This is a genomic window from Streptomyces sp. NPDC002888 (genome assembly GCF_042888465.1).
GTDB lineage: Bacteria > Actinomycetota > Actinomycetes > Streptomycetales > Streptomycetaceae > Streptomyces.
This window is the reverse complement of sequence record NZ_JBIAPU010000007.1, coordinates 299,770-317,003: the sequence shown is the minus strand read 5'-3', so window position 1 is coordinate 317,003 and position 17,234 is coordinate 299,770. Positions and strand designations below refer to the sequence as shown.

Here is a 17,234-nt window from a genome sequence, read left to right as displayed (position 1 = left end):
AGGCACCTAGGTTGAGGGACTCACGTGGCAGAGGCGGAGCGCATCATCGGTACGCCGGACACCCCGGACGCGGCGCGGGCCGATCAGGAGCAGCCCGGTGACGACGCCGCGTCGGGCGAGCGGTCCGACGCCGAGGGGACGGCGGCCCCGGCCGGCGGTTCCGGCACCAGCGGTTCCGACGGGACGTCGGCGACGAACGGTGCCGAGGCGCAGGAGACCCCTGCCGAGCGGTCCCGGGGCAAGCGGCGCATCCCCGTGCTCTTCGCCGTCGCGGCCTTCGCGTACGTCCTGGACCTGGTCAGCAAGATGATCGTGGTCGCCAAGCTGGAGCACCACGCGCCGATCGAGATCGTCGGGGACTGGCTGAAGTTCGAGGCGATCCGCAACGCGGGCGCCGCGTTCGGCTTCGGCGAGGCCTTCACCGTGATCTTCACGATGATCGCGGCGGCGGTGATCGTGGTGATCGCCCGGCTCGCCCGCAAGCTCTACAGCCTGCCCTGGGCGATCGCGCTCGGCCTGCTGCTCGGCGGCGCGCTCGGCAACCTCACCGACCGCATCTTCCGCTCGCCGGGCGTCTTCGAGGGCGCGGTCGTCGACTTCATCGCGCCGAAGCACTTCGCGGTGTTCAACCTCGCCGACTCGGCGATCGTCTGCGGCGGCATCCTGATCGTGCTGCTGTCCTTCCGCGGCCTCGACCCGGACGGCACCGTCCACAAGGACTGAGCCCGCGAGGGGCTGCCCGGGTTGCCCGGGTTGTCCACAGGCTCCGTACGGGGCTGTCGGCCCCGTCCGGCATACTCGACGGGTGAGCACGATTCCCGAGATCCGTACCCTGCCCGTGCCCGACGGCCTGGAGGGCGAGCGCGTCGACGCCGCCATCTCCCGCATGTTCGGCTTCTCCCGTACGAAGGCCGCCGAGCTCGCCGCGGCGGGGAAGGTCACGGTCGACGGCTCGGTGGTCGGGAAGTCCGAGCGGGTGCACGGTGGGGCCTGGCTCGAGGTCGAGATGCCGCAGGCGCCCGCGCCCGTGCAGATCGTCGCGGAGCCGGTCGAGGGCATGGAGATCGTGCACGACGACGATGACGTGGTCGTGATCGTCAAGCCGGTCGGCGTCGCCGCGCACCCCAGCCCCGGCTGGACCGGCCCGACCGTCATCGGCGGGCTGGCCGCCGCCGGGTACCGCATCTCCACCTCGGGCGCCGCCGAGCGCCAGGGCATCGTGCACCGCCTCGACGTGGGCACCTCCGGCCTGATGGTCGTCGCCAAGTCCGAGTACGCGTACACGTCGCTGAAGCGCCAGTTCAAGGAGCGCACGGTCGACAAGCGCTACCACACGCTCGTCCAGGGCCACCCCGACCCGACCAGCGGCACCATCGACGCGCCCATCGGCCGCCACCCCCACCACGACTACAAGTGGGCGGTCACGGCCGAGGGCAAGCCGTCCGTCACGCACTACGACCTCATCGAGGCGTTCCGCGCGGCCTCGCTGCTCGACGTGAAGCTGGAGACCGGCCGCACGCACCAGATCCGCGTGCACATGGCGGCTCACCGCCACCCCTGCGTCGGTGACCTCACCTACGGCGCCGACCCGACCCTCGCCAAGCGGCTGCACCTGACCCGCCAGTGGCTGCACGCCGTGCGGCTGGGCTTCGAGCACCCCGGGGACGGCCAGTGGGCCGAGTTCGAGAGCGACTACCCCGCCGACCTCCAGAAGGCCCTCGACCAGGTCCGCGAGGAGACGTACGCGTGAGCCTGCCCCCGTACGCGGTGCGCGTCGCCGCGGACTCCGCCGACCGGGAGGCGTGCTTCGCGGTGCGCAAGGAGGTCTTCGTCGCGGAGCAGGGCGTTCCGCAGGAGATCGAGTACGACGCGTACGACGCCGACGCGGTGCACGTGCTGGCGATCCGGGAGGACGGGGTGCCGCTCGGCACCGCTCGGCTGCTGTACGGGGAGGCCGCCGCGGCGAAGACCGACGGTGACCCGGCGGTGGGGTCCCTGGGCCGGCTCGCCGTCGCGCAGGCGGCGCGTGGGCTGGGCGTCGGAGCGGCGCTGGTACGGGCCGTCGAGGAGGCGGCCCGCGCGCGTGGGCTGACGGCGGTGGACCTGCACGCGCAGACGCACGCGCTGGGGTTCTACGAGCGGTTGGGGTACGTGCCCTACGGGCCGGAGTTCCCGGACGCGGGCATACCGCACCGGGCGATGCGGCGTGCGCTCTAGCTGTTCTGTTCGGGGGCGGTACGGGCGGGACGTGGCAGGCTTGGGGTCTGTTGTGTGACGTCGACCCTGCGGAGCGCTGAGCGTGGATCAGCTGGCCCTGTTGTTCGTCCTGTTGCTCGGGGCCGTGGTGAGCGTCCCGGTGGGGGATCGTTTCGGGCTGCCGGCACCGGTGCTGATGACGTTGCTCGGGATCGTGCTCGCGGTGCTCGACTTCGTGCCGAACGTGAGCGTCCCCCCGGACCTGATCCTGCCCCTGCTGCTGCCTCCGCTGCTGTACGCCGCCGTACGGCGCACGTCCTGGCGGCAGTTCACGGCCAACAAACGGCCGATCTTCCTGCTGGCCGTGGCGCTGGTGTTCGTCACCACGTTCTGCGTGGCCGCCGTCGCGAGCGCGATCGTGCCGGGGCTGCCCGTCGCCGCGGCGGTGGCGCTCGGGGCGCTGGTCGCGCCACCCGACCCCGTGGCCGCGACCGCCGTCGCCGGGCAGCTCGGGCTGCCGCGTCGGCTGGTGTCCATCCTGGAGGGCGAGGGGCTCTTCAACGACGTGACGGCCATCGTGCTGTACCACGTGGCGATCACCGCCGCGGTGAGCGGAACCTTCTCGCCGTGGCGGGCGGGACTTGACCTGGTGCTGTCCGCCGTGGTGGCGGTGGCGGTCGGGCTCGGGCTCGGGTGGGGCGCCAACAGGCTGATGGATCTGCTCGGGGACGCGACCCTGCAGATCGGGCTGACCCTGCTGGTGCCGTACGCCTCGTACGTGATGGCCGAGGAGTTCCACGGGTCCGGGGTGCTCGCCGTGCTCACCACCGCGTTGTTCATCGCCGAGTACGCCACCGATCCCGACGACGTGATGACACGGCTGGCCGGGCACACGTTCTGGGACATCGTCGACACGCTCGTCACGGGCGTGGCGTTCGGGCTGATCGGCCTGGAGCTGCACAACGCGATCCGGACGGCGTCCGGGCGGTGGGGGGAGATGCTCGGGTGGGCGGCGGCGATCGTGGGGGTGGTCGTGTTCGTGCGGTTGGCGTGGTTGCTGCCGGCCACGTGGCTGACCAAGCGGCTGCACGCCAAGCGGGACCACGATGAGGACATTCCGATGGGCTGGCGGGAGACCGTCGTGATGTGGTGGGCGGGGATGCGGGGGGTCGCCTCGGTCGCGTTGGCGCTGGCGGTTCCGTTGGAGACGGACACGGGGACGGCGTTTCCCGACCGGGACGAGATCGTGTTCATCGCGTTCGGGGTGATCATGGCGACGCTGGTGTTGCAGGGACTGACGTTGCCGTGGCTGGTGCGGCGGCTGGGGGTGCAGGCCGACACCGATCGGGAGAAGGAGTTCGAGAAGGAGTTGGCGGTGCGGGCGGCGAAGGCTGCGAAGCGCAGGCTGCGGGAGATCGAGGCGGAGGAGGATCTGTCGGAGGAGCTGTCCGAGCAGATGTTGCGGCGCGCGTTCGACATCGGGCTGCGGATCAGTCCCGACATGGGGGAGGACGAGCGGCGGGAGGCACATGAGCATCGGGTGCGGCGGCTGAAGCGGGTTCGGCGGATCCAGGCGGAGATGCTGAGTGCCGCGCGGCATGAGGTGGTGGCGGCGCGGAGTGAGGCGGGGGCGGATCCGGAGGTCGTGGATCGGGTGCTTCGGCACCTTGATGTGCGTAGTCTGCGGTGAGATCTCCCACCCGCGCAGCGCACGTTTTCAGTGGGACGAGGGGTGGGCGTTTCCCCCGGGGGATGTTCGCCGTCGGCGGCTTTCCGGCCGTGGTGGAACGACCCCGGCGCCGGCCGCGGGAGCGGCTCGTCGGCGGCACGTCCACCGGGCGTGCCGGTACGCCCGGTGGACGTCATGTCAGCGGCCCGTGCGCGGGGGCTCTTACGTGCGGCGCGGTACCGCGCCCTCGCGGGAGCCGTCGCGGGACGAGCCGCCGCGGGACCGGTCGCCGTTCGTCCGGTCACCGTTCGTCCGGTCGCCGCCTGGCCGGTCGCCGTTGGTTCGGCTCGGCGGCAGGAGCGCGTCGGCCGTGTTGACGCGGGGCAGCGCGTACGGGTGCTCCTCGGACAGCCAGCGGATCATGCGCTCGCGGACCGTGACCCGGACCGTCCAGATGTCGTCCGCGTCCTTGGCCGTCACCAGCGCCCGCACCTGCAGGGTGTTCGGCGTGGTGTCCGTGACGTCGAGACCGCAGGCACGGCCGTCCCAGGCCGGGCACTCGCGCAGGATGTCCTTCAGCTTGTCGCGCATCGCGTCCAGCGGCGCCGAGTGGTCGAGGTGCCAGAAGACGATGCCGGTCATCTGCGGGGTGCCGCGCGACCAGTTCTCGAAGGGCTTCGAGGTGAAGTACGAGACCGGCATGGTGATCCGGCGCTCGTCCCATGTCCGCACCGTCAGGAAGGTCAGCGTGATCTCCTCGACGGTGCCCCACTCGCCGTCCACCACGACCGTGTCGCCGATGCGCACCATGTCGCCGAAGGCGATCTGCAGCCCGGCGAACAGGTTGCTCAGCGTGGACTGGGCGGCCACACCGGCGACGATGCCGAGGACGCCGGCCGAGGCCAGCAGCGAGGCACCCGCCGCCCGGAACGCGGGGAACGTCAGCAGCATCGCGGCCGACGCCACCACGCCCACGACGGCGGAGACCACCCGCATGATAAGCGTCACCTGGGTCCGCACGCGCCTGACCCGGGCCGGGTCGCGGTGCATGCGCGCGTACCGCGTGTACGACGTCTCGACGACCGCCCCCGCGATCCGGATCACCAGCCACGCGGCCGACCCGATCAGCACCAGCGTCAGGGTCCGGCCGATGCCGACCCGGTGGTCCTGAAGCACGTGGACCTGGTCGTAGGACCCTCTCAGCAGCGCCGCGCACAGCACGAGCTGGTACGGGATGCGGCCCCGGCGCAGCAGCCCCCACAGGGGCGTCTCCGGGTGCCGGTTGTCGGCCTTGCACAGCAGACGGTCGGTGGCCCAGCCGATGAACAGCGTCAGGACGACCGAACCGCCGATCACGATCACGGGGCGGAGCAGATTCTCCATGCCTTCGAACGTAACCGGCCGAGCGGGCCCGTGAACATGTGGCTTCTGTGAAGAGGGCCACGATCGGCGTTGTGGGTGCCGAACGGCGTTGTCGGTGCCGGCTGGCACCATGGCCTCATGAACATCATGCTCTTCCACTCGACCCATGGACTGCGCCCCGCGGTGCGCGCGGCGGCGGACCGGCTGCGTTCCGCCGGGCACGAGGTGTGGACTCCGGACCTCTTCGAGGGACGCACGTTCGACACGGTCGAGGAAGGCATGGCCTTCAACACGGCGATCGGCAAGGACGAACTGCTCAGGCGGGCCGTCCTGGCCGCTGCCCCCTACTCGGAGCGAGGGCTCGTGTACGCGGGGTTCTCGCTCGGTGCCTCCATCGCGCAGACCCTCGCGCTCGGCGACGAGAAGGCGCGTGGACTGCTGCTCCTGCACGGCACCTCGGACCTCGCGCCGAACACCTCGGTCGACGACCTGCCGGTCCAGCTGCACGTCGCCGAGCCCGACCCGTTCGAGACGGACGACTGGCTGAGTGCCTGGTATCTCCAGATGGGCAGAGCGGGCGCCGACGTGGAGGTCTACCGGTATGCCGGGGCCGGGCACCTGTACACCGACCCCGACCTGCCGGATTACGACGAGGAGGCCGCCGAGGCCACCTGGCGGGTGGCGCTCGGCTTCCTCGAGACCCTCTGACAGACGGGCTACACGGGGTCGTACGTCCGCTCCACCTGCTGCGTGCCGCTGCGCGTGCGGTACGAACGGGCCCAGGCGGAGGTCGCGGAGGCCTTCGTGCGGTCGGACAGGACGTAGTAGTCCATCTGCGCGCGGTCCGCGGTGATGTCCAGGACGCCGTAGCCGTGGCGGTCGGTGTCGACCCAGTGCACATGCCGGTTGGCGGCCCGGATGATCGGGGAGGCGATCGTGGAGACCGTGCCCTCGGGGACCTTCACGATGTCGTCGAGGTTGTCCGAGGTGACCGAGGTGACCACGAACTCCGTGGCGGCCGACGCCGACAGCGGGTACGTCCCGGCGTCCACCGGCACGTCGTTGGCCCACGCCATGTGGATGTCGCCGGTCAGGAAGACGGTGTTGCGGATGGCGTTCGAGCGCAGGTGGGCCAGGAGTTCACGGCGGTCGTCGGTGTAGCCGTCCCACTGGTCGGTGTTGAGGGCCAGGCCCTCCTGCGGCAGCCCCAGCAGCTTGGCGAGGGGCTTCAGCAGGTCCGCGGAGAGGGAGCCGATCGCGAACGGCGAGATCATCACCGAGTTGCCCACCAGCCGCCAGGTGGTGTCGGACGCCTTCAGGCCCGCCTTCAGCCAGTCGAGTTGGGCGCGCCCGGTGAGCGTACGGTCCGGGTCGTCGACCGAGCCGTTGCCGACCGAGACCTGCTGCGAGCGGTAGGAACGCAGGTCGAGCAGCGACAGGTCGGCGAGCTTGCCGAAGCGCAGCCGGCGGTAGGTGGTGCCCGCGACGGCCGGGCGGACCGGCATCCACTCGAAGTACGCCTGCTTGGCGGCGGCCTGACGCGCCGACCAGATGCCCTCCGCGCCCTCGGTGTGGTTCTCGGCGCCGCCCGACCAGGCGTCGTTGGCGAACTCGTGGTCGTCCCAGATCGCGATGACGGGAGCCTTCGCGTGCAGGGCCTGGAGGTCCGGGTCGGTCTTGTACTTGGCGTGCCGGGTGCGGTAGTCGGCGAGCGTGAGGATCTCGTGGGTCGGCGCGTGCTGCCGTACGACGGTGCCGCGCGTCCCGTACGCGCCGGTGCCGTACTCGTAGATGTAGTCACCCAGGTGCAGCCACGCGTCCAGGTCGCCGCGCGCGGCGAGATGGCGGTAGGCGGAGAAGTAACCGGCCTCCCAGTTGGCACAGGAGACCACGCCGAAGCGGAGGCCCGCCACGGAGGCGTCCGCCGCCGGCGCGGTGCGGGTACGCGCCACCGGGGAGTCCGTGCCGCCGGCCGAGAAGCGGAACCAGTAGTCCGTGGCCGGTGCCAGACCGCGGATGTCGGCCTTGACGGTGTGGTCGGAGGCGGAGGTCGCCGTGGTGGAGCCCTTGGCGACCACGTTCGTCAGCGCCTTGTCCTTGGCCACGATCCAGCTGACCTCGGTGTCCGGGCCGAGCCCCGAGCCAGGTGTCGCCTCGGCTGTCGGCGTCACCCGGGTCCACAGCAGAACACCGTCGGGCAACGGGTCGCCGGAGGCGAGGCCGTGCAGGAAGGCGGGGGTGTCGGCGGCCGCCCGGGCGGGCAGCGCGGCGGCGAGGGGGCCGGCGAGGACCGCGGTGGCGGCCGCGGCCTTGACGACCGTACGGCGGCGCGGCGCAAAGGAGTTGGCCGGGTGAGCGCTCTCGGATGATCTGTGTCGTCTGGTCACGGGCGATCAGATTACTGACCAGTACGACAAAAGAGCGGGCGAACTGGCAAAAGTTCGCCCGCTCTTCGGCTGGAGGTCGGCTCAGGCCCGACCGGCGCCGGCTCGGCTCAGCCCTTGAGGGCCGCCTCGAGCGCGGTGTTGAAGTCGGCGACCGTCATCGGCGCGTTCTTGCTGCCGGGGGCGGTCAGCGTCTTGTCGTCCATCTTCAGCGTCGGGGTGCCCTTGACACCGCTGTCGTCGAAGGTCTTGGACATCTCCAGCGCCCACTTGTCGTAGGTGCCGTCCTTCACGGCCTTCTGGAAGGCCGCGTTGCCCTTCAGCGCGGAGACCGTGTCCGCCACCTTGATCAGGTAGGCGTCGTCCTTGAACTTGTCGTCGTCCTCCGCGGGGTGCCACTTCGTGGAGTACAGCGCGGTCTTGTACTCCAGGAACGCCTCGGAGCTGACGTTGAGCGCCGCGCCCAGGGCGCTGAGGGCGTTCTTGGAGCCCTCGCCGCCCAGGCCGTTGTCGAGGAAGGTGGCGCCGACGTACTGGATCTTGAACTTGCCCTCGTCGAGGTCCTTGTCCACCGTGGAGCCGACGGTCTGCTCGAACTGGGCGCAGATCGGGCAGCGCGGGTCCTCGTACATCACGAGGGTCTTCTTGGCGGTGCTCTTGCCGACGACGACGGTCGTGCCGTCGGTGCCGGTGGTGTTGGCCGGCTTGACGAGCTTGTCGTCCTTCGCGGCCTCCCAGTAGCCGGGCTTGTTGCCCTGGACGACGGCGTAGCTGATGCCGCCGGCTATCGCGAGGACGCCGACCAGGGAGGCGGCCACGATGACCTGACGCTTGATCTTGTCGCGCTTGGCCTGGCGCTCGCGCTCCTGGCGCAGCCGATCCCGGGCGGCGCTCTTCGCGGCCTGGCTGTTCCGCTTGCTCATGGTGATGATCTCCGTAGGGAACGCACAGTCGTGTGCGGGATGGGTAAGGGGGACTTGTGGTGCTCAGGGGGCTGTCAGGCGACAGCGGCCGAGCACGGCGGTCCACGCCGTCCCAGGGAGTACACGAGGATCAGGTCGCGGGCGGTCGCCGTACGACGCGCCGGGCGCGGCAGGCGGTGGGTCCGCGGGGCGAGCCGCACGCTCACGGCGGCGACGGCCAGCAGCAGCGGCCGGAACGTCGTCGCGGTCACCGCCCGCAGCAGCTGGGCCAGCGCCCGCTCGCCCCGGCGCAGCCAGGCGGCGGCGAGGAGGCCGACGCCGACGTGCGCGCCGAGCAGCAGCCAGGCGGTCGCCGGGTCGGCGTGGGCGAGCAGGGCGGCGAGCCGGTCGGTGTCGGCGCCGGGCACCGCCGCCAGCGGGGTGCCCACGTCGGAGCCGCTGCCGCACAGCACGTCCCAGCCGACCGAGCGCAGGGGGCCGGCGACCGGGCCGCCCGCGCGGCCGTAGCAGACGTGCTGGCCGGTGGTGAAGACCGTGTCGGCCGCCAGCTCCAGCGGGATGAGCAGGGCGGCGATCCGGCCGAAGCCGCGCTCGCGGCCCGCGAGGGCGTACGCGAGGGCGAACACGGCGACCGCGACCGCGGCCACCGTGTTCAGCGGCAGCGGGGCCCGCGACAGCAGCACGTGCGACGCGGTGCTGAGCGTCACGACGAGTGTCGTGAACAGCGCCGCGCGTACGACTCTGAGGTGGGTCCCGGATATGTCCATAGCGCAGGAGAGTGTGTCACGTGGTCCCGTAAGGGACTCCTAAAGGGTGCCTGTGAGAGCTCTTTTCGTTACGGATCCCGGCATGGATCCCGTCACAGGCCCGGGATGCGGCCGTTGCGGAAGAGGTCCACGAAGATCTGGTGGTCGGCACGCGCGCGTGCGCCGTAGCTGTGCGCGAAGTCGACCAGGAGCGGCGCGAAGCCCTCCTCGTCGGCCGCGATCGCCGCGTCGATGGCGCGCTCGGTGGAGAAGGGCACCAGGGACTCGCCGGACTGGTCGTCGGCGGCCGAGTGCATCGTGGCCGTGGCGCGGCCCAGGTCGGCGACGACGCCCGCGATCTCCTCCGGGTCGTCGATGTCGCCCCAGTCCAGGTCGACCGCGTACGGCGAGACCTCGGCGACCAGCTGCCCCGAGCCGCCCAGCTCGGTCCAGCCCAGCCACGGGTCGGCGTGCGCCTGGAGGGCGCGCTGGGAGATCACCGTGCGGTGCCCCTCGTGCTGGAAGTAGTCGCGGATCGCCGGGTCCGTGATGTGCCGGGAGACAGCCGGGGTCTGGGCCTGCTTGATGTAGATCACGACATCGTTCTCCAGGGCGTCGCTGTGGCCCTCCAGGAGGATGTTGTACGACGGCAGGCCGGCCGAGCCGATGCCGATGCCGCGGCGGCCGACGACGTCCTTCACCCGGTACGAGTCGGGGCGGGCCAGGGAGGTCTCCGGGAGCGTCTCCAGGTAGCCGTCGAAGGCGGCGAGGACCTTGTAGCGCGTGGCGGCGTCCAGCTCGATGGAGCCGCCGCCCGCGGCGAACCGGCGCTCGAAGTCACGGATCTCGGTCATCGAGTCCAGCAGCCCGAAGCGGGTGAGCGAGCGGGCGTCACGCAGCGCGTCCAGAAGCGGGCCCTGGGCGGTGTCCAGGGTGAAGGGCGGCACCTCGTCGCTCTTCGCGCCCGTGGACAGGGCGTGGATGCGCTCGCGGTACGCGCCCGCGTACACCTGCACCAGCTCGGTGATCTGGTCGTCGCTGAGCGCCTTCGCGTACCCGACGAGGGCGATCGAGGCGGACAGGCGCTTCAGGTCCCACGTGAAGGGGCCGACGTACGCCTCGTCGAAGTCGTTGACGTTGAAGATCAGCCGGCCGTTGGCGTCCATGTACGTGCCGAAGTTCTCCGCGTGCAGGTCGCCGTGGATCCACACGCGCGAGGTGCGCTCGTCCAGGTAGGGGCCGCCCCGCTTCTCCACGTCCAGGTCGTGGTAGAAGAGGCCGGCCGTGCCCCGGTAGAACGCGAAGGCCGAGGCCGCCATCTTCCGGAACTTCACGCGGAACGCGGCCGGGTCGGCGGCCAGGAGCTGGCCGAAGGCGGTGTCGAAGACGGCGAGGATCTCCTCGCCGCGGTGCTCGTCGTTGAGCTGCGGAACCGACATCGCTGGTGCCTCCTGGTGCGGTACATGTACGACAGAGTCTCTGCCGTCTCCAACGCACGAAGGTACGCGGAGGTGCCCGCCGAGTGTCAGTGCCGAGGCATAGACTTCGACGCTGTCCCCCAGACCGTCCGCTGCCGGTCGGACATCCGTAAAAGTACGTTTTTCTTGGAGGCCGAAACCGTGTCGAAGCCGCCGTTCACGCACCTGCACGTCCACACCCAGTACTCGCTGCTGGACGGTGCCGCGCGGCTGAAGGACATGTTCGACGCCTGCAACGAGATGGGCATGACGCACATCGCCATGTCCGACCACGGCAACCTCCACGGGGCGTACGACTTCTTCCACACCGCGAAGAAGGCCGGAGTCACCCCGATCATCGGGATCGAGGCGTATGTCGCGCCCGAGTCGCGGCGCAACAAGCGCAAGATCCAGTGGGGCCAGCCGCACCAGAAGAGGGACGACGTCTCCGGTTCCGGTGGTTACACCCACAAGACGATCTGGGCGGCGAACCAGACCGGCCTGCACAACCTCTTCCGGCTCTCCTCGGACGCGTATGCCGAGGGCTGGCTCCAGAAGTGGCCCCGCATGGACAAGGAGACCATCTCCCAGTGGTCCGAGGGGCTCATCGCCTCCACCGGCTGCCCCTCCGGCGAGGTCCAGACGCGGCTGCGCCTCGGCCACTTCGACGAGGCCGTGAAGGCGGCCGCCGACTACCAGGACATCTTCGGCAAGGACCGCTACTTCCTGGAGCTGATGGACCACGGCATCGACATCGAGCACCGGGTCCGCGACGGTCTGCTGGAGATCGGCAAGAAGCTCGGCATCCCGCCCCTGGTGACGAACGACTCGCACTACACGTACGCGCACGAGGCGACCGCGCACGACGCGCTGCTGTGCATCCAGACCGGCAAGAACCTCTCCGACCCGGACCGTTTCCGCTTCGACGGCACCGGCTACTACCTGAAGTCCACGGACGAGATGTACGCCATCGACTCCTCGGACGCCTGGCAGGAGGGGTGCGCCAACACCCTCCTGGTCGCCGAGCAGATCGACACCACCGGCATGTTCGAGGCCAAGAACCTCATGCCGAAGTTCGACATCCCCGAGGGCTTCACCGAGATCACCTGGTTCAAGGAGGAGGTCCGCCGCGGCATGGAGCGCCGCTTCTCCGGCAACGTGCCGGAGGACCGGCAGAAGCAGGTCGAGTACGAGATGGACGTCATCATCCAGATGGGGTTCCCGGGCTACTTCCTCGTCGTCGCCGACTTCATCATGTGGGCCAAGAACAACGGCATCGCGGTCGGCCCCGGCCGAGGCTCCGCGGCCGGCTCGATCGTCGCGTACGCCATGGGCATCACCGACCTCGACCCGATCCCGCACGGCCTGATCTTCGAGCGGTTCCTCAACCCCGAGCGTGTCTCCATGCCCGATGTCGACATCGACTTCGACGAGCGTCGGCGCGTCGAGGTGATCAGGTACGTGACCGAGAAGTACGGCGCCGACAAGGTCGCCATGATCGGCACCTACGGCAAGATCAAGGCCAAGAACGCGATCAAGGACTCCGCGCGCGTGCTGGGCTACCCGTACGCGATGGGCGACCGCCTCACCAAGGCGATGCCCGCCGACGTCCTGGGCAAGGGCATCGACCTCAACGGCATCACCGACCCCTCGCACCCCCGCTACAGCGAGGCGGGCGAGATCCGCGCGATGTACGAGAACGAGCCGGACGTGAAGAAGGTCATCGACACCGCCAAGGGCGTCGAGGGCCTGGTCCGGCAGATGGGTGTGCACGCGGCCGGTGTGATCATGTCCAGCGAGCCCATCGTCGACCACGCCCCCATCTGGGTGCGGCACACGGACGGCGTGACCATCACGCAGTGGGACTACCCGCAGTGCGAGTCGCTCGGCCTGCTGAAGATGGACTTCCTCGGCCTGCGCAACCTGACGATCATGGACGACGCCGTCAAGATGGTGAGGTCCAACAAGGGGATCGACCTCGACCTGCTCTCGTTGCCGCTCGACGATCCGACGACCTTCGAACTGCTCCAGCGCGGTGAGACCCTCGGCGTCTTCCAGTTCGACGGCGGCCCCATGCGCTCGTTGCTGCGCCTGATGAAGCCCGACAACTTCGAAGACATCTCCGCCGTCTCCGCGCTCTACCGTCCCGGCCCGATGGGCATGGACTCGCACACGAACTACGCGCTCCGCAAGAACAAGCTCCAGGAGATCACCCCGATCCACAAGGAGCTGGAGGAGCCCCTCGAAGAGGTCCTGGCGGTCACCTACGGCCTGATCGTCTACCAGGAGCAGGTGCAGAAGGCCGCCCAGATCATCGCCGGCTACTCGCTCGGCGAGGCCGACATCCTCCGCCGAGTGATGGGCAAGAAGAAGCCGGACGAACTGGCGAAGAACTTCGTCCTCTTCCAGGCGGGCGCCCGGAAGAACGGCTACAGCGACGAGGCGATCCAGGCCCTGTGGGACGTGCTGGTCCCCTTCGCCGGCTACGCCTTCAACAAGGCGCACTCCGCCGCGTACGGCCTGGTCTCGTACTGGACCGCCTATCTCAAGGCGAACCACCCCGCCGAGTACATGGCCGGACTCCTGACGTCCGTCAAGGACGACAAGGACAAGTCGGCCGTCTACCTCAACGAGTGCCGCCGCATGGGCATCAAGGTGCTCCCGCCGAACGTCAACGAGTCGATGTCCAACTTCGCCGCGCAGGGCGACGACGTGATCCTCTTCGGCCTCTCCGCCGTCCGCAACGTCGGTACGAACGTCGTCGAGTCGATCATCAAGTGCCGCAAGGCCAAGGGGAAGTACCTCTCCTTCCCGGACTACCTCGACAAGGTCGACGCGGTGGTCTGCAACAAGCGGACCACGGAATCCCTGATCAAGGCCGGCGCCTTCGACTCCATGAACCACACCCGCAAGGGCCTCACCGCGCAGTACGAGCCGATGATCGACAACGTGGTCGCGGTCAAGCGCAAGGAGGCCGAGGGCCAGTTCGACCTCTTCGGCGGCATGGGCGAGGCGGACACCAGCGAGCCCGGGTTCGGACTCGACGTCGAGTTCACCACCGACGAGTGGGACAAGACCTACCTGCTCGCGCAGGAGCGCGAGATGCTCGGCCTCTACGTCTCCGACCACCCGCTGTTCGGCCTGGAGCACGTGCTGTCCGACAAGGCCGACGCGGGCATCGCCCAGCTCACCGGAGGCGAGCACGCCGACGGGGCCGTGGTGACCATCGGCGGCATCATCTCCGGCCTCCAGCGCAAGATGACCAAGCAGGGCAACGCCTGGGCGATCGCCACGGTCGAGGACCTCGCGGGCTCCATCGAGTGCATGTTCTTCCCGGCGACCTACCAACTGGTGTCGACCCAACTCGTCGAGGACGCCGTCGTGTTCGTCAAGGGCCGCCTCGACAAGCGCGAGGACGTGCCGAGGCTCGTCGCGATGGAGCTCCAGGTCCCCGACCTGTCCAACGCGGGCACCAACGCGCCCGTGGTCCTCACCATCCCGGCCACGCGCGTCACCCCGCCGATGGTCAGCCGCCTCGGTGAGATCCTCAGCCACCACAAGGGCGACAGCGAGGTCCGCATCAAGCTCCAGGGGCCGACCAAGACGACGGTGCTGCGCCTGGACCGGCACCGGGTCAAGCCCGACCCGGCACTCTTCGGCGATCTGAAGGTGCTGCTCGGACCGTCCTGCCTGGCCGGCTGAGGGACGTGAACGCAGGAAGGGGCGCATCCGGCATCGGATGCGCCCCTCGCTGTGCCTGGGCTGCAACAGCCCTTTACGCAGATGTCAGTTGTGACCGAAGCGCTTCTGCCGGCCCTTGTGCGCCAGGTCACCAGGGGTGGCCTGGGAGGCGTGCTGCTCGTTCGGCGGCTCCATCACGGACTGCGGGGTCTGCTGCGCGCGGTCGGACTGCGACGGCTTGCGGTCACGGTTCTTGTTCTTGGCCATGGTGATCTGCCTCCTGTGGGTGATCTAGGGGCCAGGGCCGGGACCAGATTCACATAGGCTGGCAAGAGGCGCATTTCGGATAATTACCGTCTGTGACAGGCTTTGTCGAAGAGCGCGGACCGGAAACGCCACGCCGAAGATCGAGTTCCGGCCGTTAACCCCCGCGCTGTCGGGCAGACTCGAAGCAGGCCCTAAGCAAACCTCCGGGGAAGAGGGTGAGTCGTGTGGACCGTTGCATCGTCCTGGTGGACGCCGGGTATCTGCTGGGGGCCGCCGCCAGCCTCCTCGCCGGGGAGCCCTCGCGGTCCCGCATCACCGTCGAGCACGCCGCCCTCATCCAGGGGCTGCGCGAACAGGCCGAGTCGGACACCCAGCGCCCGCTGCTGCGCATCTACTGGTTCGACGGCGCCCCCGACCGTGTCCCCCAGCCCGAACACCGCAGACTGCGCGTCATGCCCCGGGTCACCGTCCGGCTCGGCGCCCTGACCCGCAGCGACGGCCGCTGGGCGCAGAAGGGCGTGGACGCCGCCATGCACGCCGAGCTGACCGAGCTGGCCCGCAACCGCGCCTGCTCCGACATCGTCCTCGTCACCGGCGACGGCGACCTGCTGCCGGGCATGATGGCCGCCAAGGAACACGGGGTGGCCGTACACCTGTGGGCCGTGCAGGCCGCCGACGGCGACTACAACCAGTCCGAGGACCTCGTCGCCGAGGCCGACGAACGGCGCGTGCTGGACCGGGCGTGGATCACCAAGGCCGTACGGGCCAAGGACCTGGGCGGGATCTGCGCGCCGCCGCCCGCGCCCCGCCCCGAGATCGCCGCGATCCTCTCCGCGCCGCTGCCCGACTCCTCGCTCGCCCCGGCGGCCGAGCGGCCCGCCGAGGAGCGGGAGCACCCCGCCGCTACCGCCGCCTCCGAGAACGGCACACAGGAGCGTGTGCCCTCCTCCAAGGGCGTGCCCACCCCGAAGGACCTGGCCGCCCTGCGCACCCCGGGCGCGCACCCCGTGCAGCATCCCGCGACCGCGACCCTGCGCTGGTCCTCCGACAAGGGCTGGGTCGACCGGCCGGGTGGCGCCGCGGAGCCCCCCGAGGTCGCCTCGATGCCGACCCTCGCGCAGCTGACCACGGCGGAGCAGCGGTGGGCCGACCGGGAGGAGGACATCACCACCGTCGGCGGGGATCCGTACGAGGTGGGGCAGGTCTTCGCGCGGCGGTGGATGGAACGGCTGGGCGACCAGAGCCACCTGCAGAAGCTGTCCACCATGTACCCCCGGATCCCGCACCGGGTCGACGGAGAGCTGCTCCGGTACGCGGCACGGTTCGGGCTGCTGGCGCACAAGGACGACCAGATCGACGAGCACGACCGCTACGCGATCCGGGCCGGGTTCTGGCGGGAGGTCGACGTGCGGACGGCGGCGGAACGCGTACCGGCGGCGGATCAGTGAATCGGTTGTAGTGCCCCAGGGGCGAGCAAAGCTCGCCGACCCCGTAGTCTCGTTGCTTGTGAGTACGCGCGCGGCACCGGTGATCCGGCACAGTGACGAGGTCGTGTGTGCGCGCGGGCTGACGAAGACCTACCCGGCGGTACGCGGCCGGCGCGGCGCTCCCGGAACACCCGAAGTACGGGCCACCGACGATGTACGGCTGGACGTCCGACGGGGTGAGATCTTCGGGCTGCTCGGTCCGAACGGGGCCGGCAAGACCACCCTCGTACGGCAGCTCACCGGGCTGATGCGGCCCGACACCGGCGCGGTCGAGATCCTCGGGCACGACATCGTGCGGCACCCGGAGCGGGCCGCGCGGATCCTCGCCTACCTCGGGCAGGAGTCCAGTGCCCTCGACGAGCTGACCGTGGCCCTCGCCACCGAGACGACCGGGCGGCTGCGCGGCCTCGACGTCCGCTCGGCGCGCGCCGAGCGGGACGCCGTACTGGACGAGCTGGGGCTCACGGCGATCGCCGGACGGCCGCTGAGGAAGCTGTCCGGCGGGCAGCGGCGGCTGGCCTGCTTCGCCGCCGCGCTGGTCGGTCATCGGCCGCTGCTGGTGCTCGACGAGCCGACCACCGGCATGGACCCGGTGGCGCGGCGGGCCGTCTGGGCCGCCGTCGACCGGCGGCGGGCGCAGCACGGGACGACCGTGCTGCTCGTCACCCACAACGTCATCGAGGCGGAGACCGTCCTCGACCGGGTCGCCGTCCTCGACGAGGGGCGGGTCATCGCCTGCGACACGCCCGCCGGGCTCAAGGAGCAGGTCGCCGACGAGGTGCGGGTGGAGCTGGTGTGGCGCGAGCGGGCGCCGCTGGACGTGCCGGAGGTCGCCGCGCTGCAGGACCGGGCCGTCGCCTCCGGGCGCCGCTGGACGCTGCGGCTGGCCCCCGAGGAGGCCCGCACGGTCGTGGCCACCGTCACCGGCGGCGCCGCGTTCGCCGCGCTCGACGACTTCACCCTGGCCACGCCGAGCCTGGAGGACGTCTACCTGGCGCTGGGCGGCGCCGCTCGACAGGGGCTGGTGAGGGCTTGAGCACGCGAGCCCCCGTTTCCGTACGG

General features: G+C 70.3%; 14 protein-coding genes. 8 read left to right on the top strand and 6 right to left on the bottom strand.

The genetic code is table 11. From position 1 onward, the window contains the following. The first annotated feature begins 24 nt into the window (after positions 1 to 24). The 4 genes from lspA (at position 25) to ACFYWX_RS14670 (ending at position 3,886) form a co-directional block, all read left to right on the top strand. On the top strand, positions 25 to 723 hold the full coding sequence (gene lspA, locus ACFYWX_RS14685; RefSeq protein ID WP_389424362.1) for a signal peptidase II: 699 nt from the start codon (positions 25 to 27) through the stop codon (positions 721 to 723). Positions 724 to 805: 82 nt separating this feature from the next. Next, positions 806 to 1,750 (top strand): RluA family pseudouridine synthase, encoded by a 945-nt coding sequence (locus tag ACFYWX_RS14680; RefSeq protein WP_389424361.1) that lies wholly within the window; start codon positions 806 to 808, stop codon positions 1,748 to 1,750. Then, a complete protein-coding gene (locus ACFYWX_RS14675; protein ID WP_389424360.1) occupies positions 1,747 to 2,217 on the top strand; it encodes a GNAT family N-acetyltransferase in 471 nt (156 codons plus the stop codon). The genes ACFYWX_RS14680 and ACFYWX_RS14675 overlap by 4 nt, the downstream gene beginning before the upstream one ends. An 82-nt stretch (positions 2,218 to 2,299) precedes the next feature. Continuing rightward, positions 2,300 to 3,886, top strand: coding sequence for a Na+/H+ antiporter (locus ACFYWX_RS14670; RefSeq protein ID WP_389424359.1), 1,587 nt, complete (start codon positions 2,300 to 2,302; stop codon positions 3,884 to 3,886). A gap of 201 nt (positions 3,887 to 4,087) precedes the next feature. Here ACFYWX_RS14670 and ACFYWX_RS14665 read toward each other — a convergent pair whose 3' ends face one another. Further along, positions 4,088 to 5,248 carry a mechanosensitive ion channel family protein gene (locus ACFYWX_RS14665; protein WP_389424358.1) on the bottom strand — a complete coding sequence of 387 codons (1,161 nt, stop codon included), beginning with the start codon at positions 5,246 to 5,248 and terminating at the stop codon, positions 4,088 to 4,090. 117 nt (positions 5,249 to 5,365) lie between these two features. Here ACFYWX_RS14665 and ACFYWX_RS14660 point away from each other — a divergent pair, with 117 nt between their 5' ends. Next, entirely contained in the window at positions 5,366 to 5,935 is a 570-nt protein-coding gene (locus tag ACFYWX_RS14660; protein ID WP_389424357.1) for a dienelactone hydrolase family protein, read from the top strand. 8 nt (positions 5,936 to 5,943) lie between these two features. Here ACFYWX_RS14660 and ACFYWX_RS14655 read toward each other — a convergent pair whose 3' ends face one another. The 4 genes from ACFYWX_RS14655 to ACFYWX_RS14640 all read right to left on the bottom strand — a co-directional run bounded on the left by ACFYWX_RS14655 (position 5,944) and on the right by ACFYWX_RS14640 (position 10,719). Further along, complete coding sequence (locus tag ACFYWX_RS14655) at positions 5,944 to 7,614, bottom strand: alkaline phosphatase D family protein (protein WP_389424356.1); 1,671 nt, start codon at positions 7,612 to 7,614, stop codon at positions 5,944 to 5,946. A gap of 107 nt (positions 7,615 to 7,721) precedes the next feature. Then, positions 7,722 to 8,534: a thioredoxin domain-containing protein gene (locus ACFYWX_RS14650; protein WP_389424355.1), complete on the bottom strand. Its 813-nt coding sequence runs from the start codon at positions 8,532 to 8,534 to the stop codon at positions 7,722 to 7,724. A 74-nt stretch (positions 8,535 to 8,608) separates the two neighbouring features. After that, positions 8,609 to 9,301 carry a hypothetical protein gene (locus ACFYWX_RS14645; RefSeq protein WP_389424354.1) on the bottom strand — a complete coding sequence of 231 codons (693 nt, stop codon included), beginning with the start codon at positions 9,299 to 9,301 and terminating at the stop codon, positions 8,609 to 8,611. A gap of 92 nt (positions 9,302 to 9,393) precedes the next feature. After that, positions 9,394 to 10,719, bottom strand: a complete 1,326-nt coding sequence (locus tag ACFYWX_RS14640; RefSeq protein ID WP_389424353.1) for a DUF2252 domain-containing protein — start codon at positions 10,717 to 10,719, stop codon at positions 9,394 to 9,396. A 180-nt stretch (positions 10,720 to 10,899) separates the two neighbouring features. On the opposite strand from ACFYWX_RS14640, the gene dnaE reads away from it, so the two are divergent. Next, positions 10,900 to 14,439 (top strand): DNA polymerase III subunit alpha, encoded by a 3,540-nt coding sequence (gene dnaE, locus ACFYWX_RS14635; RefSeq protein WP_389424352.1) that lies wholly within the window; start codon positions 10,900 to 10,902, stop codon positions 14,437 to 14,439. A gap of 84 nt (positions 14,440 to 14,523) precedes the next feature. Here dnaE and ACFYWX_RS14630 read toward each other — a convergent pair whose 3' ends face one another. Further along, positions 14,524 to 14,685 carry a hypothetical protein gene (locus ACFYWX_RS14630; RefSeq protein WP_389424351.1) on the bottom strand — a complete coding sequence of 54 codons (162 nt, stop codon included), beginning with the start codon at positions 14,683 to 14,685 and terminating at the stop codon, positions 14,524 to 14,526. A 224-nt stretch (positions 14,686 to 14,909) separates the two neighbouring features. On the opposite strand from ACFYWX_RS14630, the gene ACFYWX_RS14625 reads away from it, so the two are divergent. Together ACFYWX_RS14625 and ACFYWX_RS14620 are read left to right on the top strand one after the other, a co-directional pair. Beyond that, entirely contained in the window at positions 14,910 to 16,133 is a 1,224-nt protein-coding gene (locus ACFYWX_RS14625) for an NYN domain-containing protein (RefSeq protein WP_389424350.1), read from the top strand. A gap of 58 nt (positions 16,134 to 16,191) precedes the next feature. Then, positions 16,192 to 17,208 carry an ABC transporter ATP-binding protein gene (locus tag ACFYWX_RS14620; RefSeq protein WP_389424349.1) on the top strand — a complete coding sequence of 339 codons (1,017 nt, stop codon included), beginning with the start codon at positions 16,192 to 16,194 and terminating at the stop codon, positions 17,206 to 17,208. Positions 17,209 to 17,234 lie beyond the last annotated feature (26 nt).